This is a genomic window from Paenibacillus sp. V4I5 (assembly GCF_030817255.1).
Classification (GTDB): Bacteria; Bacillota; Bacilli; order Paenibacillales; family NBRC-103111; genus Paenibacillus_E.
The window spans coordinates 2,555,308-2,577,110 of sequence record NZ_JAUSZB010000002.1 but is presented as its reverse complement, the minus strand read 5'-3'; the positions used below and the strand labels follow the sequence as shown (position 1 = coordinate 2,577,110).

The window sequence follows — 21,803 nt, the reverse complement described above, 5'->3', positions numbered from 1 at the left end:
AAGGGAGAGAGAAAACCTTGAAATATCGATTAATAGCACTGGATGTAGACGGAACTCTTTTAAATGATGAGCATGAATTAACAGAACGCACGATTGAAACGATTCAAGAGGTACATGATCAAGGGTGTCACATTGTGTTATGTACCGGAAGAGCTCCAGCGAGCACGCTTCCAATCCTACAACAACTTGGGCTTGAGGGAACGATGATTACACACAATGGCGCGGCGACAGTTCACGCGGATGAACGGGGCCAGACGTTAGTCAATGAGTTTGCTTTTACGCATCCTGAAATTGAGCCTATGTTGGATTATGTGCGGAGAGAAGGTATTCATTTTGATGTATGTACCTCTTTTAACATGTATATTGAACGGATCAGCGAGTACGAAAAACAGATGTATCAAAAGTTTCTGATTAACCCCAAACTCGTAACAGATGTCTCGGAGCTGGGGCTGCCGATTGTGAAATTTACACTTTTTAGCCAGCATGATTTGGATCGCGTTCAAAAGGAATGGGAAGAACAGAGGCTATACGGTCATTTGCGGATGATTCGCAGTGGCGACCTCTTTATTGATGTGATGAGTGCAAAGGCCAATAAGGGCAACGCTTTGAAAGCTTTGGCTGCTTCATTAGAGATTGATCCTAGTGAGATTATGGCTATCGGCAACTACTATAATGATCTCGAAATGATGGAATTTGCAGGACTCGGCATCGCTGTGGAGAATTCGCCAGAAGGTGTGAAAGAAGCAGCGGATGCGGTAACATCTTCTAATAATGACGAGGGTGTGCGTGAGGCTATCTTGAAATATTGTTTATAATATAAAAATTCGATAAAATCCTCGGTTTTTGAGGATTTTTGTCGTTTTAGGGGGTTCTTCCATATTATGTCGTATGGTAGAATAAGAGAAAGAAAATTGATAACGGTGGTGTAAAAATGGGGCAAGAGAAGAAAGCTTATAGTAAAAAGGAGAAAATAGTAGGGGCAATTGCTAGCACAGCGATTTTGGCTGTGCCTTTTATGGTGGCTCCTGCTCAGCAGGGGTATGCAACATCTTCTGAACCTCCAACTCCAGTAGAGAAAATAACGACGATTGTTATACCATTAAACGGAACCAAATATATTGATTTAGATTCATTGTACAGTGCTGAATATATGTCTGTCGCACAGAATGAGACTGAGTTGAACATCGCTAAGGGCAAATTCACTTTAGGAAATCATGGGGTCTATGAAATTACTACTAGTTCCGTAGGTAAAGCGACATTTACTGTAACTGGAATAAGGTATGAAGAAGAAGAAGAAGAAGAAGAAGAAGAACTATCTTACACTCAGATCACAGATACTTTCCAAGTTATTGTAGTCCCTAATACAGGGAATCCGGATGAATATAAGTTTGATATTTCTGATGTTCTTAAACTAATGAATCAATCCTCTGAACAAGATCAGACGAATGACCAAGTTAAAGGATTACTCCGAAATGTAAGTCCTAAAACGGTAAATAACTATGACCCATTTGAGTATGACTCAATAAATTCAGCTCCTTACCAATTGGAAACAACGGATAAAATTCAAGGCGTAGTAGGAGAACCAATTCAAAGTTGGGAAATTGAAGAGCAAATCAATAATTACTTTGGTGATAATGATGAAAACATGTTGGATGTAATCTTTATAGATAAAAATAATGAGAATATTCAAATTACACCGAAATATGAGGGAGATTACATTTTTGGTTATGAGTTAACCCCGTTAAATGTAGGTGACTTTGACCTAAATGTTCTTATAGTTGATCATCATGGAGGATTGACGAAAGGGAAGCTCCCGTTTCATATTGCTCAAATTGAAAACTTTATCTTAGACACAGAATCTTCCATTACTATTGATTTAGCTAACTACTTCACTACTAATCCTAATACTTATTTTGATCTTAATGGAGCCTCAGACCATTTGACTATTTTGGGTACAGAGGCTACTTTCACACCAGCCTTAAATGCTGAGACTTATACAATATCGGCCATTAACGGAGATGAGAGAGAAGATCGTAAGTTTATTGTTACTCCTAGAGATAGTCTAGTGAATAGGAAGATAATTTTAGGTAGTCACTTAAACTTGAATTTGCAAAGTTTGTTAGTACCTTTTCCTGGCTCTTCTGTTACATATTCGGTGTATTTAAACAATTCATCAGTCACTGGATTAACTTATGGTATTGATAATAATACAAATTCATTGTATTTTAGTTCGGAAATTAATGCTGCAACTAATAGTCCGATAGACATCACGGTAACAGCAAAAGATGAAACAAATAATGTAACTATTAAAGATAAAATGCAAATAAGAGCGATCCCTTTGGTAATAACTAATTCAAATCGTGGATTTGAAGTTACACAATTATTTACAAGTGATTTAGAATGGGACGATGTAGTAGTAAGTTCTCCTTTTATTAAAAATGGATCCCCTTTTGGAAGTTATAATACGGTTTATTCAGAGAGTAACGGAACAGGTTCAACTTCAGTTACTTTAAATTATAAAAATGAATTTGTATACACTGTACCTTTTACCTATTAAACAGAATAATAAGGTGACCTATGCAACGTAGCGCTCTTATCATCGAACATCTACAACAACAAAGATACAAGGAAGCAGAGTTGGCGGCAAAGGACATGATTAGGTCAAACCCCCTTGAAGCACAAAACTGGGTGTTTCTCGGAGAAGCATTAATGCATCAAAGCTACGGCGACGCCGCGAATAAAGCGTTCCAGCGAGCATGGCTGCTCGATCCGGAAGCTACATGGGTTGCTCCTGTGTTGGAAGCACTCAAATCAGTTCCTTCAGGCGATGAACGTGTAGATATCGAAGGCTTGCTTCACGTAAGGAAGGTCAGCATTACAGCAGGCATCATCTCGTATAATATGGAGGATACCATCCAGCGATGTTTAGACTCACTTCAAGGCGCAGTCGATCACATTGTTCTTATCGATTGTTCCACGGACCGCACAGCGGAGCTTGCATCGGGGTATCCCAATGTTACGATCATTCCTTATGAGTGGACGAACGATTTTGCCGCGGCTCGCAATACAGGATTGCTGCATATGCATACGGATTGGGTTTTTTGGATCGATGCAGACGAGTATTTAGTGAAAGAAGATAGAGATGCTGTCAGAGAGGCGGCAGGTATCTATCATGATTCGGTAGTACCAACTATTTTATGTTTGTGGCAAATCAATCAGATTCAAAATCATGTGAAACATAATTTCTCACAGACGAGATTATTTCCCCTGGGCCGTGGGCTTCGCTACTGGGGGAGGGTTCATGAACAGGTAGGAACGGAATCGGGTATTTATAACAATGAAGCCGCTCGTCACAAAGTAAAGGTTAGAGTGTTTCACGATGGATATGAACCAGATATTATGGCAAGTAAGCAGAAGATTGATCGGAACCTGAACTTGTTGCGAACAATGATTGAGGAAGATTCGGATAATCCAGCTTGGTGGTTCTATATGGGTAGAGAACTACTTGGAGCGGGTAAAGAAGCAGATGCGGTGGAGGCTCTGATCGAAGCGGAGCGAAGAGCGATACCTCACCCGCTTTTTGGAAGGTTGCTTGATATCTATAAATATCTAATGGATATTTATTTCCAACGCAAGGATTGGGAGCAGACAGCCGTGTATTGTACGAAAGCTTTGGATTACCAATCGGATTTCCCTGATGCGCACTATATGCTTGCACAAGTTCGAATGAAGCAAGCCGATCAGCTTTACAGAGATGCAGAGTCTGGCTTTAAAAAGGCGAAAGAATCATTCCATTCCTTTCGGAGTATCGTTTCCCCTAATCATGAGATTGGGGAGTGGAAGGCAGATATGGCTTTGGGAGACATCGCGTTTTGTGCAGGAAAGTTTTCTACAGCGAGGACAGCTTATTCTAATATGTTAAGGCAATATCCACGCCTGGTGAAAGTCGTTGGTCAACGACTCGCAACCATCGAAGCCGAACGCCAACGCTTAAATAATCCAAAGTAAATAACAAAAGGACGGTTCCTCGGTCATGTACGACCATGACTTTTGGAACCGTCTTTTTTCGTTTATCCTGAATACTCATATTTTGGACGATGTTGGGACAATCTACAGAAGTATCAAAAGAACTGTAGAGGAGGCGAGATAAGTCGTGGCCGATATTATGCTTAGACCCGACCTGAAAACGGCAGGCGGAGAAGTCTGCGATATTATGTACAATGGGAAGTTTGTCGGTACGTTAACGCTAGTCTACAGGGAATCGGATCGACTCAAAGGCTCGATTCATCTGGAGCAGCAGTCCATTACGACCATGGACAAACAGAAGGTGTATGAATTCGTTCAGTCGTATATTCAGAATGTCATTGATGCACTGGCTATTGAAGAGTGCGAGGTTTTAGTTAGTTATAGTGATTATGATTTCGTTATCGCGTCAGATCATGCCTTAGAACCTACCATGCTCGAAGAGGACTCGCATTCGTACACGCGTCACGAGCATGACGATGAAGTTGATTATGAATGGGTGAGGGACGAAACCCGATTCGATGACATCGACTCAGAGAATGCCCCAGATCAAATGGAGATGATCCGGGAACGCAAGAATCAACAGGGCTATGAGCTTGTAATTGTAGGTGAAAGTAGAAACCGTGTGGATTATCATGTTTATGATAATGACTCGGAGCTCATAGCTGAAATTACGCTTCATATGTATGGTACTGATGTGATTGGCGATATATCATGGAGATTTGATCCTTTTGATGAGGAAATGGATAGGGTGTCAGAGCTCATTGTCGAAGATTTCAATGAGGATGAAACGGATACGTTTATTTTTAACATGATCTATAATGGGGAAACCGTAGATACGGTGGAATTAACGCACATTGATTTATTAGATTTGGTTGATGACATAGAAGAAGATACGATGCCTCTTTCTCCGGAAGATTACACGATTAATTTGGCCAGAGATGATGGCGATACACTCACGTATGAAATTTATCAGCAATCCTACGGTGGCTTGCCGATTGGTACTGCAACGGTGGATATTAGTTCGCGCCAACTAACAGGTTTCATTGATTTCCGCGAACCAGGGGATTCAGATGATCGAGAGCTAATTGCGACATTATTGCTTGAAGAGTTGGATAAAGAAAAAGAGTATGAAACATTTAATGTATCCATGCTGTATAGAAATAAGCTAATTGATGAAATTTGGTTTGAAACGGATCAGTATCATTGAGCTAGCACCAAATGAAAAAAGGCATGCTCCCATACTAGATGGAAGTCATGCCTTTTCTTTAATTAAAAAGAGTTGGAAACGATGATTTGATCCAAAGGAAGGCGACCTGCGGATCTAGCAGGGGTAGCAGCCAAGCCTACGCTAATCAGCATAACAGGTACATAACGTGCTGGAACGTTGAAAGCTTCAACGAATTTGGCAGCATCATAACCACCCATTGGGCATGTGTCATAGCCAAGTGCTTTAGCAGCAATCATTAGCTGCATAGCTGCTAAGGAAGCGTTACGAATAGCTTCGTCACGAGCAACTTGTGGGGATTGATATGCGCCTTCGATTTGTCCGGCAAGAGTGTCATATAATTCTTTTGTCATGTGGCCAGCTTCAACTGCTGGACCAAAAACGAGTTCTGTGTTTTTGTTAGCTTCGAGATCGCCTAGAATAGCGATAACAACGGAGCTTTCTACGATTTGCTTTTGTCCATATGCGATAGGAAGCAATTTCTCTTTTTGAGCTTGATCTTCAATAACTAGAAGCTTCCAGTGTTGAAGGTTCCATGAAGATGGTGCTTGTGACGTGGACGTCAAAAGCTGTTCCAAATCGGCTTTCGGCATTTTGTGCCCAGCTTGATATTGCTTTACGGAATGACGCTCTTCTAAAACTTTAAGAACTTCGGATTTAACTTCTGTACTCATTAGGTTTCCCTCCAAGGTTTATAAATTCTTTTTAGTGTGTTTCCATTGCTTAAAAGCATTCAATTTTATCATTTGAAAAAAATTCCAATCAGCAAACTGATTACTGTAATCATAAATGTTATAGTTTAAGTTGTCAAGAGAGTCTTTCACGATGTCGGAAAATGTTGGATAATGGAAGCAAGAAAGGGGATGTTCCTCTTGAAAATGACGCAAAAAGAGCTGAGTCACCTTATTTTTCTCTCAGAAGTCGTCTTAACCGGCAAGAAGAAGAGCCTTATGGATGAGACGCTGCAATGTTTACTCTATATTGTAAAATCAGTTGAAGAGGTTGAGCTTCCCGATACTGTGGTAGATCAAATTGAAAGTCTTACAGCTCTAATTGAATCGGATTTACGCAATGAGAATGAACGGATTCAGGAAATTCGCGGTCATTTGGACTGGTCTCAAAAGGGAAGACGAAAACTGCAAGATTGATTGTGAAAAACGGTCTCTTCGTGATAGAATGTAGAGTACTGTTTTTTTCATAATTATGAGGTGATAGATATGAGCTACGATATCCCCAGAGATGTGCAAATGTTGGGGCGTGACATCCAAGAGAACCAATTAAAATATCATCACAAATCCGTTTTGATTTCCAAAGAATTTACGTTTGACAGTGCGCATCATTTGCATTGTTATGAGGGAAAATGTAAAAATCTGCACGGACATACCTATAAGCTGCAAGTTATTATGCGCGGAAAAGTGGATAGCCGGGGGATCGCTATAGATTTTGGTGATATTAAACGTATTGCAAAAGAACGTGTCGTTGACCGATTGGACCATAAATATTTGAATGATGTGCTGCCTGCTATGAATACAACCGCTGAAAATATGGTCGTCTGGATGTATGAGGAAATTCATCAAGCTTTGCTTGAAGAACAACTTTATCCAGCGATCATGCTGGAAGAAATCCGGCTGTGGGAAACGCCGACTAGTTATGCGGCCATCACACGCTCGATGATGGAGGAGGATGTGTAATGCGAGATATCCGCATTCCGATGGTCGAGATCTTCGAGACGGTTGAAGGCGAAGGGACCCGTGCCGGGTTCCCGACGGTCTTCGTCCGTCTTTTTGGTTGCAACCTGCGCTGTACCTGGTGTGATACCAAGTACAGCTACCCGCCCGCGGAAGCGGAGAACGTCATGACCATTGCTGAAATTATCAGCAAGGTCCAGACGTATCGCTCCCGGCATATTTGCCTAACCGGCGGCGAACCGCTCCTGTACGGCGAGAAGTCACTCGCGTTAATCGACGCGCTCGCTGAACTGGAGCAGGTCGATGACCTGCATATCGAGACGAACGGCGCGATCGATCTCGCACTGTTCGTGGAGCGTGTCGCATCGCCGAAGGTGCGATACATCATGGACTTTAAGCTGCCCGACTCTGGCGAGATGGGGCAGATGATCATGAGCAATTTCGCCCTGCTGCGCGAGCAGGACGAGTTGAAGTTCGTCATCGGCAGCGAGCATGACTTCCGCACCGCGGTGGAAGTGCTTGAGCAGCACCCGACGAAAGCGCAGCCGATGTTCAGCCCGGTGTGGGAGACCATGCCGCCGCGCAAGCTCGTCGAGCTCATGCTTGACGCAGGGTTGTCCAAGGTGAAGCTGAACATGCAGCTGCATAAGATCATTTGGGATCCAGCGATGCGCGGCGTTTAAAGCGCGTATCTACTTATTTTTCATTTTTCACAAGAAGAAAAAGAGGTGTCTACTATGAGCGCAAGCAATGAAAATAATAAAAGAGCCGTCATCATTCTAAGTGGCGGATTAGATAGTACAACATGCATGGGACTTGCCAAAGAAGCGGGATACGAGCTATATCCGATTTCTTTTGACTATGGTCAGCGTCACAAAATTGAAATCGAGAATGCCAAGCAAGTCGCTGAGCATTATGGTGTCAGTGGTCGTCATAAGATCATCAAGCTAGATTTCTTGCGTGATTTCGGCGGCAGCGCATTAACGGATGATAACATTGATGTTCCTAATGTTGTGGATGGATTGATGGAAGGGTCAGAGGAATCTGAGATCCCAGTTACGTATGTACCTGGACGCAATCTGCTATTCCTTTCCATAGCAACTTCTTATGCCGAAGTAACGGGATCAGAAGCCATTTATATCGGAGTGAATGCCCTCGACTACAGTGGATATCCGGATTGTCGTCCGGAATTTATTCATAAAGTGGAAGAAGTGATTGCCCTTGCGACCAAGGTCGGTGTTGAAGGGAAAGGGATCACGATTGAAACCCCACTTATTGACTGGACCAAGGCACGAATTGTGGAAGAAGGCTTGAAGATCGGCGTTCCTTACGAACTAACTACGTCTTGTTACAATGGAAAAGCGGAAGCTTGCGGCGTTTGTGACAGCTGTCGTTTACGGTTGAAAGGCTTTGAAGAAGCGGGTTCAAAAGATCCAATACCATATCTAGCTTAAGTTTCCTGCAAGAAAGGCGGAGCGTTTCGTGACCAGAATCATGGTGGTGGATGATGACGCAGATATCAGAGAGTTGATTCGCGTTTATTTGGCTAGAGAAGGCTTAACAGTCATGCAGGCAAGCAATGGACAAGAAGCGCTCAGCATGCTTGAAACAACACCGGCGGATTTAGTCGTATTGGATATCATGATGCCATTGATGGACGGTTGGGAACTTTGTCGCGAATTAAGAGCGCAATATACAGATTTGCCCCTCCTTATGGTGACAGCCAAAAGCGAATCAGTCCACAAGGTGAAAGGTTTTCAGCTTGGCACGGACGACTATCTTGTGAAGCCTTTTGACCCTGTGGAGTTAGTGATGCGTGTAAAAGCTTTGCTTAAACGTTATCGGATCAACGCCTCTCAGACGATCACACTCGGTAATGTGATGATTGACCGGACGGCATTTGAGGTTCGATTGCAGGATCAACGCTTGGCGCTTCCCTTAAAAGAATTCGAGCTCCTCTATAAGCTTGCTAGTTATCCGGCACAAATCTTCACCCGTACGCAGCTTATTGAGCAGATCTGGGGTATGGATTATGAAGGTGATGACCGAACGGTTGATGTGCATATTAAACGTTTGCGAGAGCGTTTCGAACCACTAACGGAAGAATTTCGTATTACGACCATTCGCGGCCTTGGGTACAGGCTCGAGGTGAATACATGATTAAGATTAAGTCGCTTTATCTGCGCGTTGTGCTGACATTTCTGGCCATTGTTGTAGTTAGTGTGTCAGTCGCCTTTCCGCTGGCAACGGTCTTTTTCAGAAATCTGATTACCACGGAATTTCAAGCAGAAATGCTCGCGATAGGCCGGCAGCTAGTCACATTGAGTGAAGAAATTCAGCCGAAGAATCTTGATTCTTTTGTGGCAGGCAGCAACCGATTAAATGATAACTACGTCTTGACTTTATTTTACGAAAACGGAGAGCCGGCGACGGCGATCACTTTAGATAAAAAAGGGAATCCTCTTATTGAAGCATCGGAAGTGGCCTATGTTCTACATGGCAGCATTTATAAAAGCCTAGACTACGGGATGCCCAAAGATCCATTCAATCGGGTTAAGGTAGGACTGCCTCTTCAAGTTGATGGTAAAACTTTTGCCCTTTTCATTCATCCAACCTTCTCCGAGGTAGCTCGTCGTCAAGTGAAGACAGCTGTCATTACTGTACTTCTCATCGTACTTATTGTCGGCAGTTTACTCATTCTCATCGCATCTCGTTATCTGGTAAATCCATTAAAGAAGTTGACGTTGGCTACGGAACGGTTAGCTCGAGGCAATTTCAATGTGCATGTTTCTGTGAAACAAAAGGATGAATTAGGGCAGCTAGCCCAAAGTTTTAATCATATGGCTGGCGAACTGAAGCAGTTGGAGCAGATGCGGCAAGATTTTGTTTCGAACGTTTCCCACGAAATCCAGTCCCCTCTTACGTCGATCCGAGGCTTTTCGAAGGCTCTTAGGGGTTCAGAAATTGACGAGGCGGAGCGTGGACGCTACTTGGAAATCATTGAACGCGAGAGTGAGCGATTATCCCGCCTTAGTGATAATCTATTAAAGCTGGCCTCTCTGGAATCAGAGCATCATCCTTTTCACCCAACCACATACGATCTAGATGAACAATTACGTAGAGTTGTTGTGTTCTATGGCCGCAGTGGTCCAGTAAGCAATTGGAGCTTGACTTGGAGCTTCCTCGAGTGAAAGTGACCGCGGATGCAGACCAATTAAGTCAGGTATGGATGAATCTTCTTGGGAACGCAATCAAGTTCACACCTTCAAGAGGGAAGATACAAATTCAGTTGGAACCTCTCAATGACCGGATTCGTATTCGCATTCAAGATAGTGGAATGGGAATCGCTGCCTCTGATCAAGAACGGATATTTGAACGATTTTATAAGGCGGATGCGTCCAGACATCGCGAAACAGACGGAAGCGGTTTGGGACTTGCGATTGTACGGAAAATTGTTGAGCTACACCATGGTACTATTGAACTGCAGAGTGAGATCGATATAGGAACGTTGTTTATCGTTACGATACCGATACTGAGATATCCAACTAAAAAATAAGAGGACAGCATACGTGTATGCTGTCCTTTTCCTATTAAAGCATGTAACCCTGCCAAGCCTTAACCCATAACATACGTAATCTTGAAGTTTCTTATAGACAGGTCACCAATAGATCCCCGTGATTATTTCGGAGATATTGGTGACCTTCTTTTTTATTTTGTTCATATTGGGTTCATATTGAACCTGTATGGTTAGCGTATAAACATTTGATGAAAATAAGTTTACGCTTGTCATGAGGGGAGTACAGGAATGAATCGATTAACACAATTTTCCATGAAGAATGTCTCGGCATTATTCATTATCATGATCATGCTTTTTGTAGGCGGATTTTATTCATCCACGCAGCTTAAAGTAGAGAACATGCCAAACGTTTCTTTTCCAGTAGTTGCTGTAACAACAACTTATACAGGGGCTCCCAAGGATGTCATGGATGAAATTACGGCTCCGATTGAAGAAAAGCTAGCGAACATTGAAGATCTGGATTCCATTACTTCAACTTCGAGTGATAATTTCTCCATGATTATCGTTCTTTTCAAACAAAATGTAGATATTGATAAGAAAAAACAGGCCGTTCAAGACATGCTGGCTGAAGTTTCTCTTCCAGCAACGGCAGGTGCGCCTAAAGCCTCCACTTTTGGTGCGGCATCATTCCCTTCGAATTACTTAGTCGCTTTTGCCAATGACGGGGTAAGCCAAACAGAGCTCGACAAATCTTTTAAAGATAAAATCAAGCCAGGTCTTGAAGGAATTAAAGGGATCGACCATATGGACGTTATTGGTGCCAGAAGCACATCGCTCGATATTGAGCTAGATGCTGCTGCGCTTGATGTATATGGATTGTCACCGGCTCTAGTGAGCAATGCGATTAATTCCGCCGCGACGAAGAGTCCGATCGGTAGTGTAGAAATTAGCGGCAACAATAAGATGACTCGTGTCACTGGTAATTTATCAAGCTTGTACGATTTGGAACAGGTCGAAATCACCACACCTAAAGGAGATATCGTAACACTAGATCAAGTCTCCAAGGTAAAGGCGATAACGGAATCTGACTTCAATGGTAGATTGGATGGCAAGCCAGCTATTGGTATGATTTTATACAAAGCAGGCAGTGCGAATGCGGTTGATTTCTCAGGATCCATCGAGAAGCTGATTCATGAGTGGGAAACGACACTACCAAACATTACTTTCAAAAATACTTATGATAGTGCAGATCAAATTAAAGAGTCCATTACAGGACTTGTACGTGAAGGAGTTGTAGGGGCGGTATTGGCTTTCTTGATGATTCTCATTTTCCTGAGAAACATTCGGATGACACTCATTGTTCTCGTCTCCATTCCACTTTCCATTTTGATCACATTGTTATTGATGTCGACATTAGACTTAACACTTAATACGATGACTCTTGGTGGTATTTTTATCGCAGTAGGTCGTGTAGTCGATGATTCTATTGTTGTTATTGAAAATATATATGCCTCATTGGAAAAAGCACAAGAACGCAAAGAATCCGTTATCGCCTTGGCAACAAAGCAGGTTTCGATGGCTATTACGTCCTCAACTTTGGCAACTGTAGGGGTCTTTGCTCCACTTGCTCTTGTAACGGGTGTTGTGGGAGGGTTCTTTAGACCCTTTGCATTAACGATTGCTTGTGCACTTTTATCTTCCTTAATTGTAGCTTTGACGGTTATTCCAATGCTCGCTAAATTGCTCGTTCTTCGCAGTAAGCCGGGTAAAGGGCATCATGATGAATCAAAGCCAACTAAACTAACAACATTCTATGAAAAAGCATTGACGTGGAGTTTGACAAATCGGATTAAAACACTGTTGATTTCAGGGCTAATGCTTGTTGTAACTATTGCGGCGACGGTACCGTTTCTATCGGTTTCGTTCTTGCCTAGTACGAAGCCTGCGACAACGATGTATTTTCAGATAAAGATGCCGTACGCAACCTCTTTTGAGGCAACAGATGCGAAAACAAAAGAAATCGAAACCATCTTGTTAGATTCGAAAGATTCCAATGGCGAACCTGTTTTTAAATTCGTCGAATCATTAGTTGGGTATGCTGGCAACGATGACGAACGGACGCCATATGCTTCGCAAATTTTTGTCCAAGTGAATGATAAAGTAGATCCGAATCAAGTGAAAGATGAAATGAAAGCTTATATACTCTCTGAGCTGCCAAGCGGATCCGAAGTAGAGCCTAAAGCCATGGAAGGGGATTTCGGTGTTTCATCCACTGATTTTGCCTATACCTTGCAAGGTGAGGATCAGCTTCAATTAGAGAAAGCAGCCGGTTTGGTTAAAGAAAAGTTGAATACATTCACTGAGCTTAGTGAAGTTGAGGATAACCTGAGTGATGCGAAAACAGAAATAGAAATTGCTGTAGATCAGAAGAAAGCGAGAGCATACGGATTAAGCTCATCGACCGTTCGTGATACTGCACGTGCGTGGATTCAAAAGCAAAATCTAGGAGACATGAAATTCGATAATATCGTTTATACAACAACGGTATCGTTAGACAAATCAGACAAAGATACACTAGAAAAACTAGGTAATATCCCATTGACCAGCGCGAATGGTTCAAGGGTCTTACTGAAGGAAGTAGCTAAGGTTAATGAAACAAAAGGCGCTGCCTCACTTGCACGTGAGGAACAGCAGCAACTTGTGAAAGTAACAGCAAAAATCAATTCTGCAGATAAGACAGGTGTGAGCGCCAAGCTTGCTGCAGCGATGAATGATATCCAATTGCCTGATGGCGTGACACCAAAAATTAGCGGTGTTTCGGATGATGTGAATGAAAGCTTTATGCAATTGTTCATCGCGATGGCTGCCGCCATATTCGTGGTTTACTTGATTATGGTCCTGGCCTTTGGGAACGCAAGTGCACCATTCGCCATCTTGTTCTCTCTACCGCTTGCTGTGATTGGGGGCCTTCTAGGACTTGTCATTGCAAGAGAGCCTTTAACCGTAACCTCTATGATTGGTTTCCTCATGCTTATTGGGATCGTAGTAACGAATGCGATTGTACTAATTGATCGTGCACAACAACTGCGCGAAGAGGGATACACGGTACGCCATGCTTTAATTGAAGCGGGGAAAGTAAGACTTCGTCCCATTATTATGACCGCTGGAGCTACCATTATGGCATTGGTTCCTCTAGCGCTCGGTATTTCTGGAGAAGGTGGATTAATCGGTAAAGGACTGGGTGTAGTCGTTATCGGTGGTCTGATTACCTCTACGCTATTGACATTAGTTGTCGTACCGATTGTGTACGAATTGATTGAAAGTATAAAGAGCCGTATAGGTCGTATGTCCAAGCGTAATAAAGAAAACGAAAAAACGATGTTAGAGGTATAAGGAGGCACATAGATGATTAACGATAGTTCGCAAAAACGAAAAATCAAATCCCGTTCGATGGGAGTGATAGCGTTATTGACCGCAGCAGCGGTCTTGGTGTCAGCCTGTTCAGCACCAGGTGCAAAAGGGGCTGCAACGGTGCAGTTAGCACCAAGGGCGATTAAAACAGATGTCATAAAGAAGCAGAAAATTAGCAATCCGATCGAACAAGTTGCTGATGTAGCGGCAGGAACGACGCTTGATGTTGTATCGAAAGCGGGCGGTGAGGTAACGGAAGTGCTGAAAAAACGAGGAGAGTATGTTGAGAAGGGGGAAATACTCTTCGTTATTGATAATAAAGATGCCTTATCTGCCAAAAGGAAAAGTGAGCTTTCTGTAAGAAGTGCCCAAGAATCCTTGCAACAAGCAAAGGATAATAAAGTAAATAACCGCAAAGATCTGTTGGACAATGTAACTAGATCGCAAACTGCACTCAAGAATGCTACCCAGGAATACAACAAAATTCGTAATGAATATGATGCAGGCATCGCCGTTCAGCATCAGGTGGATCAATCCAAACAAGCACTAGATAGCGCTCAGATGAATCTAGATGCTGCACAAAGCAAGCTTTCAGCGTTTGATAACTCCGATTCGATTTCGGCTATTCAAACGCAAGCAGAGTCTGCAAGTCTAGCACTAGAAGATGCGACTCGTTCTTTAGAGAACTATCAAGTAAAGGCACCAGGTAACGGCATTCTTACCGATTTCAATGTAGTGGTTGGGCAAACCGTAGCTGCCGCGGCAGGGAAAGTTGGGCAAGTCCAACAGATTGATCCGATCAAAATCAAAACGGAGCTTACGGAAACGAATTTCCTACTTGTTAAAGGAAAGCAAGAACTCATTTACTATAATCCGGACTCGCCTGACAAAAAAGGAACAGCTAAAATTAGCTACTTGGCACCTATTATGAGTGCTGCAACAAAAACGTACACGTTAGAACTGGAAGTTCCAAATAGCGATCATCTGCTGCAGCCTGGTAATCGATTTATGGTACAGCTTACGACTGAAACGGAAGAACAAGTGATTGCTATTCCTACATTAAGCATCATTCGTGAAGAGTCCGATACGATTGTCTTTGTTCAGCAAGGTGACCAATATCAGAAACGGAAAGTGAAATTAGGACGCATTAACGGGGAGTATCAAGAAGTAATCGAAGGCGTGAAAGACGGCGAGCAATTGGTTACTACCGGACAGAATACTTTGAAAGACGGACAAAAAGTAGACATTGCTAGCGCGGGGCAGCAACCAACAACAACACCAGCAGCCAAATAGACATCAGCGAAATTTCACAATAAGGAGAATACTTAAATGAAAAACAAACCATGGAAATCTAGTCTGACAGCCATCATGCTAGGAGCAATGATCGTTCAAGGAGGCACAACCGTATGGGCGGCTGACTCGACGACGCCAATTGTCTCTGCACCAACTGTCAATTACGGATTGACAGCTGATATACGAGCTGCAATTAAAAGTGCAGCGGTGACGCCAACCGCGTCAGGTTCCCAGCTTGCGGTTACTATTCGATTGTATAACGGAGGCGCCGTACAGAACAGAGTTCCCGAACACGAGCTTCGTGTTCAAACGGCAAGTGGCGTTTCGTATACATTGAAACCAAGTGCTAGCAATAAAGAAGCTTTGCAGCCCAAAGAAATCGGCGAGCTTGTGTACATGACTTCCGTTGATAGCAAGGAAATTGGTCAAATTGAGCAATTATCTTTCGTCAATGTGGATATCTATTCCTATCCAAAGGTGGAAACAACACTGCTAGCTATGCCAACTAAATCCGTGTGGTACGGAGGTACGGGAAATACGGCTTTGCAGAGCCTCGAAAACTTAGCATGGGGTCAAGCATTCACCATTCCTGGGGTTAATTCAGGATTGACGTATTCACCTGTCGAGGTTTCTATGCAAAATACGGCATCAGGCCGCGCGGCTGTTGTGACGGTATTGGCTAGTAATCCTGGAGCTGGGCGGGAAACAGTTCCTGCTTTCCGTATGGACGCTCAGTCTGAGCAGAAGAACTATGAAGGCAATCGTTCCGAAGTAGACCCGGTGACTTTGGAGGCCGGCGAAAAGAAATACATTCATTTTGCGATTCCCGTTGAAAATGGTGTGACGTTGTCTAACCTTCTCGTTTTATCGACGGATACGTTTGTACCCAAAGGTGGAGGTCAAGCCACCACGCTAACAACAGGTAAACTAGCTATCGCATGGCCGAAAGAGCAAGGGAATTCTGCTGCAGCACCTTATACAATTGGTCAGCCGATCACATTTGATGCTTTGACCAAAGTTGTTGGTAAATCAACAGAAGTATCGCTTATGGAGCTTCATCTGCATGAGAATCCAGGTGAAGGCTACCAAACTGCGGTAGCTAAGTTCAAATTAACGAATACAAGTACAACGCCTACTGCTACTCCTGCTTTCCTATCGGAATTGGTCAATGCACAGGGTGTTACTTATCAAGGGTCCCGTCAAACGAATGTAACGACGATGCTAAATCCTGGATTAAGCTACGTGGTAAGCTACTCCTACATTGTGCCGCAAACCGAAGAGAGCACCAGCTTCTCGTTAAAGCTGCTCGATTCAGTGGCTGCTGCACCTTTTACAACAACGATTGCCGCTCTGCAAACGGATGTACAGAAGGAAGAGACGGATTCTACCATCTCCTTATATCCATTTGATCTGACGTTCAATGATGTAACAGTAAGCACACAGACGACTGCTCAATTGACCTATACGTACAAGTTCCGACTTGATCTAGACATTAAACAAAAAGAAAATGTCGTGGTTGACAACAACTTCTCGAAATTGAAATTTGAAATTGTTGATAACGCCGGACGTGTTGTCGGTTCTAAGGACGCTTCCTTCACAGGTGTAAATAAATTAATCAGTGGGAAACAATTGTTGGATGCTACGAATATTACAACTGATCAATTCAGCTATCCTTTCACTGTCAATGTGTATGAAACCATCGAAACGCAGAATGGAACGGCTAAACGCTTATTGAAAGTCATCAAATAAGTGCCAGTTGAATAAATAAAAAATGAGAAGGCAAGGTTATTCTTGCCTTCTCATTTTTATGGTGGTGGCTATCAGGCCATGTTAGTTTGAAACAGCCACTGTTCATCGCTACAGACGAGCTTTAACGGACTTTGCATAGTCAGATGGCGGCATGCCAACGGTTTTCTTGAAATCTCTTGAAAAATAGTGAATGCTGGCGTACCCCAACATTGCTGCTATCTCAGTAAAATTATAACGGCCATCTCTAATAAAAGTTTTGGCTTGTTCAATTTTGAGGGACTTGAAGGCTTCCAAGACGCCTGTCTGCATCTGAGATTGGAAAAGCTCCTTTAATCGGCTTTTGCCCAAGTGAAACTTTTGACATAAATGGTCTTGTGTGAAGGATTGAGAGAGATTGGCTTTCAAATATTCCATGATTTGCTGAACGATTCGTTGTTCGGCTTTTTCTTTTTGAAGGGATGATTGCTTGTATTTCATAGAATCTGGCGTGGAAGCTTGCTCTTGATTCCGAATGAGTGTGATTAACAAAACCTCTAAATAGGATTTGATCATTTGTTCGCTGGCAAAAGGCGCATGCGGATTTCTTTCCAAATGATGAACGGTTGGCTTGTCAAAAGGGGGCAGGAACGCCTGAAACCCTTCTTGGATAATGAGGGATAGGATATTTCTTTCCCGGTTTCCTAATGCCAGAATCTTTTTCTCGAAAATAGTCATGGCTGGGGACGTGCACTCGAAGCATATGACGATAAGATTTGGCGATGTATGCTCATGCTTAACGCTAACCGTATGGAATTCCTCGGGTTTGTGAAAGATCATATTTCCCTGATGAAGGGTATGAATGTGATCATCGGCTCGAATCTCAACTTCCCCTTTGTCCACGTAAAGAATCTCCCAGAAGTCATGCTGTTCTCCGTCAAATACAAATCCCTTTGCGTACTCGAAGTAATGAAAGGAAAAGAGGGTTTGAATGGTAAGTGATTCCTGTAGTTGTATACTTGGGAAATCCATGCTGCTCGTCCTCTCTCAGGGTGGTTCTTGTTCCAAACTCATTTTTAATCTTATTTTACCATATCCATTTTTGCAAAAGTGCAAATAAATCGGCTTTTTGGATAAATCTTATCGAGTGTAGCTCTTTTATAATAAAGGGAAGAGACGGAGGAGATAACAATGAAAAAAGGGATCAATATGTGGTCATTTCCAGGCTCCATGAAGGTAGAACAATGTATCGCTGTTGCTAAGAAAGCCGGATTTGACGGCATTGAGCTGGCTTTAAACGAGACGGGCCAATTAAGCTTGGAAAGTAAAGAAAGCGAAATCAAGGAATACCGTAAGATTGCGGAAGATCAGGGCATTGCGCTCTCGAGTTTAGCCAGTGGATTATACTGGACATATTCTTTAACAAGTGGACATGCACAAACGCGTCAAAAAGCAAAAGACATCGTCAAGAAACAATTGGAGAACGCTGCTATTTTGGGTGTAGATACGATATTGGTTGTGCCAGGTGCTGTTGGCGTTGATTTCATTCCGGATTCTGAAGTGGTTCCATATGATCAAGCCTATGACTACGCTTTGGAAGGCATAAGCGAGCTTTCCAATGTTGCACAATCATTGAAGGTTTCCATTGGTATAGAAAACGTATGGAATAAATTCTTACTATCCCCGCTTGAAATGAGAGACTTTATCGATAAAATCAATTCGCCATATGTGGGCGCTTACTTTGACGTAGGGAATGTCTTATATGCCGGATATCCGGAGCATTGGATTTCCATTTTAAATAAACGTATCAAAAAAGTGCATTTCAAAGATTACCGCCGCGCCGCAGGAGGTTTGCATGGTTTTGTTGATCTTCTAGCCGGTGATGTGAATTATCCAGAGGTTATGAAAGCCCTTCAAGCTATCGGGTATGACGATTATGTCATTGCCGAAATGATTCCGGGTTATACGCATCATGGCGAACAGATTATTTATAATACATCGGGTGCAATGGACGCCATCTTAGGGAGGAAGTAATCAACATGCTGAGAATCGGATTAATTGGATTAGGCTTTATGGGTAGGACTCATCTAGAAAATTACGTTCGCCTGGAGTCAGAAGGAGTTCCCATTCAGATTGTGGCTATATGTGATATTGACAATGAGAAGCTCGAAGGTCGCGCGGCTGCCGGCAACATTGATACGGGTTCATCTGGCATTGACTTCGGTCGCTACAATAAATATACAAGTGTGACCGAAATGCTTGAGAAGGAACAGCTTGATTACGTGGATATTGCATTGCCTACTTATCTGCACAGAGTCATAGCGGTTCAATGTTTGAATCATGGTCTTCATGTTTTGTGTGAAAAACCGATGGCACTGAATGCTGCGGAATGTAAAGATATGATTCAGGCAGCCGAGGCGAATGGCAAGCAGCTGATGATAGGTCAATGCTTGAGATTCTGGCCGGCCTATGTATACCTGAAGCAGGTGGTTGAAGAGAAGACGTTTGGTCAAGCATTGGGTGGTTATTTCTACCGCGGGGGAGCTACTCCGACCTGGGGACCTTGGCTTACACAGAAGGAGAAAAGCGGTGGAGCATTGTTAGATATGCACGTTCATGATATTGATATGATACATTGGCTGTTCGGTAAGCCAGAATCCGTATCGTGTTTGGCACGCAATGTTGTTCCCGGCAGTGGATATGATGTGGTTTCTGCCAATTATCTATATGAAGATGGCAAAGTCATCAATGCTCAAGCAGATTGGACGCTTGAAGGCGACTATGGCTTCGACATGCAGTTCCGAGTTAATTTTGAAAAAGGTAATATCGTTTTCAAAGGTGATTCCTTACAAGTAAATGTGAACGAAGGAAAAGGCTTCAGTCCTGAGCTATCCTCGGAAATGGGCTATTATAACGAACTTAAATATTTTATTGAGACGTTACTTTCCGGTGAAAGTATTGCAGTAGCGACTCCCTCCAGTACGATGGGCAGCATTGAAATTGCTGAGGCTGAAATCGAATCTGCGGACAACCGTGGTGCATGGGTTAAGGTAAAATAGCTTGGTGTGTACGAAAAACCTTGGAAATCATTATGATTTCCAAGGTTTTTTGTAAGATTATTAATTGCCTGGATGTTTATTTGCATCATCAATGCCATTATTGCTGTTATTATTGTTTTTGTTGTCTTCACTTGCTTTTTGACCTTTTTGTTGATTGGATTGATTTTTTTGTTTGTTCGACATTAGCCCACATCCTTAGATATATTTCAAACCTTCATTATTGTGAGCAGTCTCAGGGTTATTATTCACGTTTAGTTCAATTTTAGGTATCACGTGACAAAGTTTAATTTGATGGATATTAATAGCATTTGACTGTAATCGCTTCCGTATCCTACACTAATAGCATTTGAACTTAAGGGAGTTAGGGATTGAAAAACATGGAGTCAACAGCATCTTGGAAAAAGCTTGGTCTATTCGCGGTCACATGGCCGATATTCATTGATTCCGTCTTGCGGATGATGCTGGGAACGGCAGATGTGTTTATGCTCAGCCGTATTTCGGATCAAGTGACCGGAGCGGTCGGCTTGGCTAACGAAATCATTGTTTTCTGTATATTGATGTTTGGCTTCGTTGGGCTTGGAACGAGTGTAGCAGTCGCACAAAATCTTGGTGCCGGCAGGGCCAAAGAAGCCAGCCGCATTTCAGCGCTCGCCATAACGATAAATTTGATATTTGGTATTTTGGTTAGCATTTTATTGGTTGTCTTTGGTGAGTCGCTGATGCGGCTAATGAATTTGGCGCCAGAGCAGACGGAGATCGCCAAAAGATATTTAAGCATCATTGGCGCTTTCATATGGATTGAGGCATTGTCCTACGCTATCTCATCTGTGCTTCGTTCCAATGGTCAAACGAGAGACGTCATGTTCGTGACGTTGGGAGTGAACCTGATCCATGTAGCCGGTAACATTCTTCTTATCTTTGGAAACCTTGGTTTTCCCGAATGGGGAGTAACTGGAGCCGCAGTATCCACTGTGGGAAGTCGTCTTATTGGGCTTATCGTTCTGATTGTCATCTTATATCGCCGTATTCCCGTACCGATTCGTCTTAAACACTATGTCACATTTGATAACCGTATTGTGAAGCAAATCATGAGCATTGGCATACCTGCAGCCGGCGAGCATCTGTCCTGGCAATCTCAGCATATGATGATCGTCGGTTTTATTAATATTATCGGTCAATCGGCTTTGAGCACTCATGTATACATGATGAATATAACCAACTATTTCATGGCGTTAGCCATGGCAATAGGCATGGGGACTGAGATTATTGTTGGTCATATGGTAGGTGCTGGAGCATTCAAGGCGGCCTATCATAAGCTAATTCGAAGCTTAAAGATTAGCTTCCTTGTGACTTTTGTAGTTGTGGGAATTGCATCTATTTTCCGTAAAGATTTGATAGGGCTATTCACTGACAATCCGGAAATTATTGCGATGGGTTCGAGTATATTAGTACTCTCTATTCTCTTAGAGCCTGGCCGGACATTCAATCTAGTTGTCATTAACTCCCTTCGTGCCGCTGGAGATGCGAGATTTCCCGTTCTCATGGGGATTCTATCCATGTGGGGAATCGCGGTGCCGCTTGCGTATTGGCTTGGCATTGTGATGAAAATGGGACTGCTTGGCGTGTGGGTCGCATTTGCGGTAGATGAATGGGTGAGAGGTCTATTCATGTATCTAAGGTGGAAGAGCCGGGTATGGCAGAGCAAGGCGCTGGTGAAGCCAAATGTAGGAACAATCGCCAAGTAGAATGCGATTAGAATGTAAAGAAGCACAGGACCCTTGAGGGTTCTGTGCTTCTTTCGTTGGAGTGACATGCACGGTCGCTGCTGGTGACTGGTGCAATACTAGTATATTCAGTTT

At 43.0% G+C, this 21,803-nt stretch carries 20 protein-coding genes; 17 read left to right on the top strand and 3 right to left on the bottom strand.

All coding sequences use genetic code 11. The features are described from left to right. Window positions 1-17: 17 nt before the first annotated feature. From QFZ78_RS13610 to QFZ78_RS13595, 4 genes are all read left to right on the top strand, one after another. Window positions 18-815: a Cof-type HAD-IIB family hydrolase gene (locus QFZ78_RS13610; protein ID WP_307548216.1), complete on the top strand. Its 798-nt coding sequence runs from the start codon at window positions 18-20 to the stop codon at window positions 813-815. 116 nt (window positions 816-931) lie between these two features. Continuing rightward, on the top strand, window positions 932-2,557 hold the full coding sequence (locus tag QFZ78_RS13605; RefSeq protein ID WP_307548215.1) for a hypothetical protein: 1,626 nt from the start codon (window positions 932-934) through the stop codon (window positions 2,555-2,557). A gap of 20 nt (window positions 2,558-2,577) precedes the next feature. Then, window positions 2,578-4,008 carry a glycosyltransferase gene (locus QFZ78_RS13600; protein ID WP_307548212.1) on the top strand — a complete coding sequence of 477 codons (1,431 nt, stop codon included), beginning with the start codon at window positions 2,578-2,580 and terminating at the stop codon, window positions 4,006-4,008. Between the two features lie 145 nt (window positions 4,009-4,153). Continuing rightward, window positions 4,154-5,233 carry a hypothetical protein gene (locus tag QFZ78_RS13595; protein WP_307548210.1) on the top strand — a complete coding sequence of 360 codons (1,080 nt, stop codon included), beginning with the start codon at window positions 4,154-4,156 and terminating at the stop codon, window positions 5,231-5,233. 62 nt (window positions 5,234-5,295) lie between these two features. On the opposite strand, the gene QFZ78_RS13590 is transcribed toward QFZ78_RS13595, so the two are convergent. Next, window positions 5,296-5,925 (bottom strand): nitroreductase family protein, encoded by a 630-nt coding sequence (locus tag QFZ78_RS13590; protein WP_307548209.1) that lies wholly within the window; start codon window positions 5,923-5,925, stop codon window positions 5,296-5,298. 204 nt (window positions 5,926-6,129) lie between these two features. Between QFZ78_RS13590 and QFZ78_RS13585 the strand changes: the two genes are divergently transcribed. The 10 genes from QFZ78_RS13585 to QFZ78_RS13540 all read left to right on the top strand — a co-directional run bounded on the left by QFZ78_RS13585 (window position 6,130) and on the right by QFZ78_RS13540 (window position 16,909). Further along, window positions 6,130-6,399 carry a hypothetical protein gene (locus tag QFZ78_RS13585; RefSeq protein ID WP_307555661.1) on the top strand — a complete coding sequence of 90 codons (270 nt, stop codon included), beginning with the start codon at window positions 6,130-6,132 and terminating at the stop codon, window positions 6,397-6,399. 69 nt (window positions 6,400-6,468) lie between these two features. Then, the gene (gene queD, locus QFZ78_RS13580; protein WP_171640389.1) at window positions 6,469-6,942 is read left to right on the top strand and encodes a 6-carboxytetrahydropterin synthase QueD; all 474 of its coding nucleotides are present in this window, start codon (window positions 6,469-6,471) and stop codon (window positions 6,940-6,942) included. Next, complete coding sequence (locus QFZ78_RS13575; RefSeq protein WP_307548207.1) at window positions 6,942-7,622, top strand: 7-carboxy-7-deazaguanine synthase QueE; 681 nt, start codon at window positions 6,942-6,944, stop codon at window positions 7,620-7,622. The genes queD and QFZ78_RS13575 overlap by 1 nt, the downstream gene beginning before the upstream one ends. A gap of 54 nt (window positions 7,623-7,676) precedes the next feature. Further along, window positions 7,677-8,393: a 7-cyano-7-deazaguanine synthase QueC gene (gene queC / locus QFZ78_RS13570; RefSeq protein ID WP_307548205.1), complete on the top strand. Its 717-nt coding sequence runs from the start codon at window positions 7,677-7,679 to the stop codon at window positions 8,391-8,393. 28 nt (window positions 8,394-8,421) lie between these two features. After that, a complete protein-coding gene (locus QFZ78_RS13565) occupies window positions 8,422-9,099 on the top strand; it encodes a response regulator transcription factor (RefSeq protein WP_307548203.1) in 678 nt (225 codons plus the stop codon). After that, window positions 9,096-10,130 carry a sensor histidine kinase gene (locus tag QFZ78_RS13560; RefSeq protein ID WP_307548201.1) on the top strand — a complete coding sequence of 345 codons (1,035 nt, stop codon included), beginning with the start codon at window positions 9,096-9,098 and terminating at the stop codon, window positions 10,128-10,130. The genes QFZ78_RS13565 and QFZ78_RS13560 overlap by 4 nt, the downstream gene beginning before the upstream one ends. Beyond that, window positions 10,127-10,495, top strand: a complete 369-nt coding sequence (locus tag QFZ78_RS13555; RefSeq protein WP_307548199.1) for a sensor histidine kinase — start codon at window positions 10,127-10,129, stop codon at window positions 10,493-10,495. Before QFZ78_RS13560 ends, QFZ78_RS13555 begins: the two co-directional genes overlap by 4 nt. A gap of 249 nt (window positions 10,496-10,744) precedes the next feature. Further along, window positions 10,745-13,849: an efflux RND transporter permease subunit gene (locus tag QFZ78_RS13550; RefSeq protein WP_307548197.1), complete on the top strand. Its 3,105-nt coding sequence runs from the start codon at window positions 10,745-10,747 to the stop codon at window positions 13,847-13,849. 12 nt (window positions 13,850-13,861) lie between these two features. After that, on the top strand, window positions 13,862-15,160 hold the full coding sequence (locus QFZ78_RS13545; RefSeq protein ID WP_307548195.1) for an efflux RND transporter periplasmic adaptor subunit: 1,299 nt from the start codon (window positions 13,862-13,864) through the stop codon (window positions 15,158-15,160). A 36-nt stretch (window positions 15,161-15,196) separates the two neighbouring features. Continuing rightward, the gene (locus tag QFZ78_RS13540; protein ID WP_307548193.1) at window positions 15,197-16,909 is read left to right on the top strand and encodes a hypothetical protein; all 1,713 of its coding nucleotides are present in this window, start codon (window positions 15,197-15,199) and stop codon (window positions 16,907-16,909) included. A gap of 108 nt (window positions 16,910-17,017) precedes the next feature. On the opposite strand, the gene QFZ78_RS13535 is transcribed toward QFZ78_RS13540, so the two are convergent. Beyond that, entirely contained in the window at window positions 17,018-17,917 is a 900-nt protein-coding gene (locus tag QFZ78_RS13535) for an AraC family transcriptional regulator (protein WP_307548191.1), read from the bottom strand. Between the two features lie 159 nt (window positions 17,918-18,076). Here QFZ78_RS13535 and QFZ78_RS13530 point away from each other — a divergent pair, with 159 nt between their 5' ends. After that, window positions 18,077-18,919, top strand: a complete 843-nt coding sequence (locus tag QFZ78_RS13530) for a sugar phosphate isomerase/epimerase family protein (protein ID WP_307548189.1) — start codon at window positions 18,077-18,079, stop codon at window positions 18,917-18,919. Between the two features lie 5 nt (window positions 18,920-18,924). Continuing rightward, the gene (locus QFZ78_RS13525; protein ID WP_307548187.1) at window positions 18,925-19,944 is read left to right on the top strand and encodes a Gfo/Idh/MocA family protein; all 1,020 of its coding nucleotides are present in this window, start codon (window positions 18,925-18,927) and stop codon (window positions 19,942-19,944) included. Between the two features lie 60 nt (window positions 19,945-20,004). On the opposite strand, the gene QFZ78_RS13520 is transcribed toward QFZ78_RS13525, so the two are convergent. Continuing rightward, window positions 20,005-20,127, bottom strand: a complete 123-nt coding sequence (locus QFZ78_RS13520; protein ID WP_307548185.1) for a hypothetical protein — start codon at window positions 20,125-20,127, stop codon at window positions 20,005-20,007. A 194-nt stretch (window positions 20,128-20,321) separates the two neighbouring features. Here QFZ78_RS13520 and QFZ78_RS13515 point away from each other — a divergent pair, with 194 nt between their 5' ends. Beyond that, on the top strand, window positions 20,322-21,689 hold the full coding sequence (locus QFZ78_RS13515; protein ID WP_307555659.1) for an MATE family efflux transporter: 1,368 nt from the start codon (window positions 20,322-20,324) through the stop codon (window positions 21,687-21,689). Window positions 21,690-21,803 lie beyond the last annotated feature (114 nt).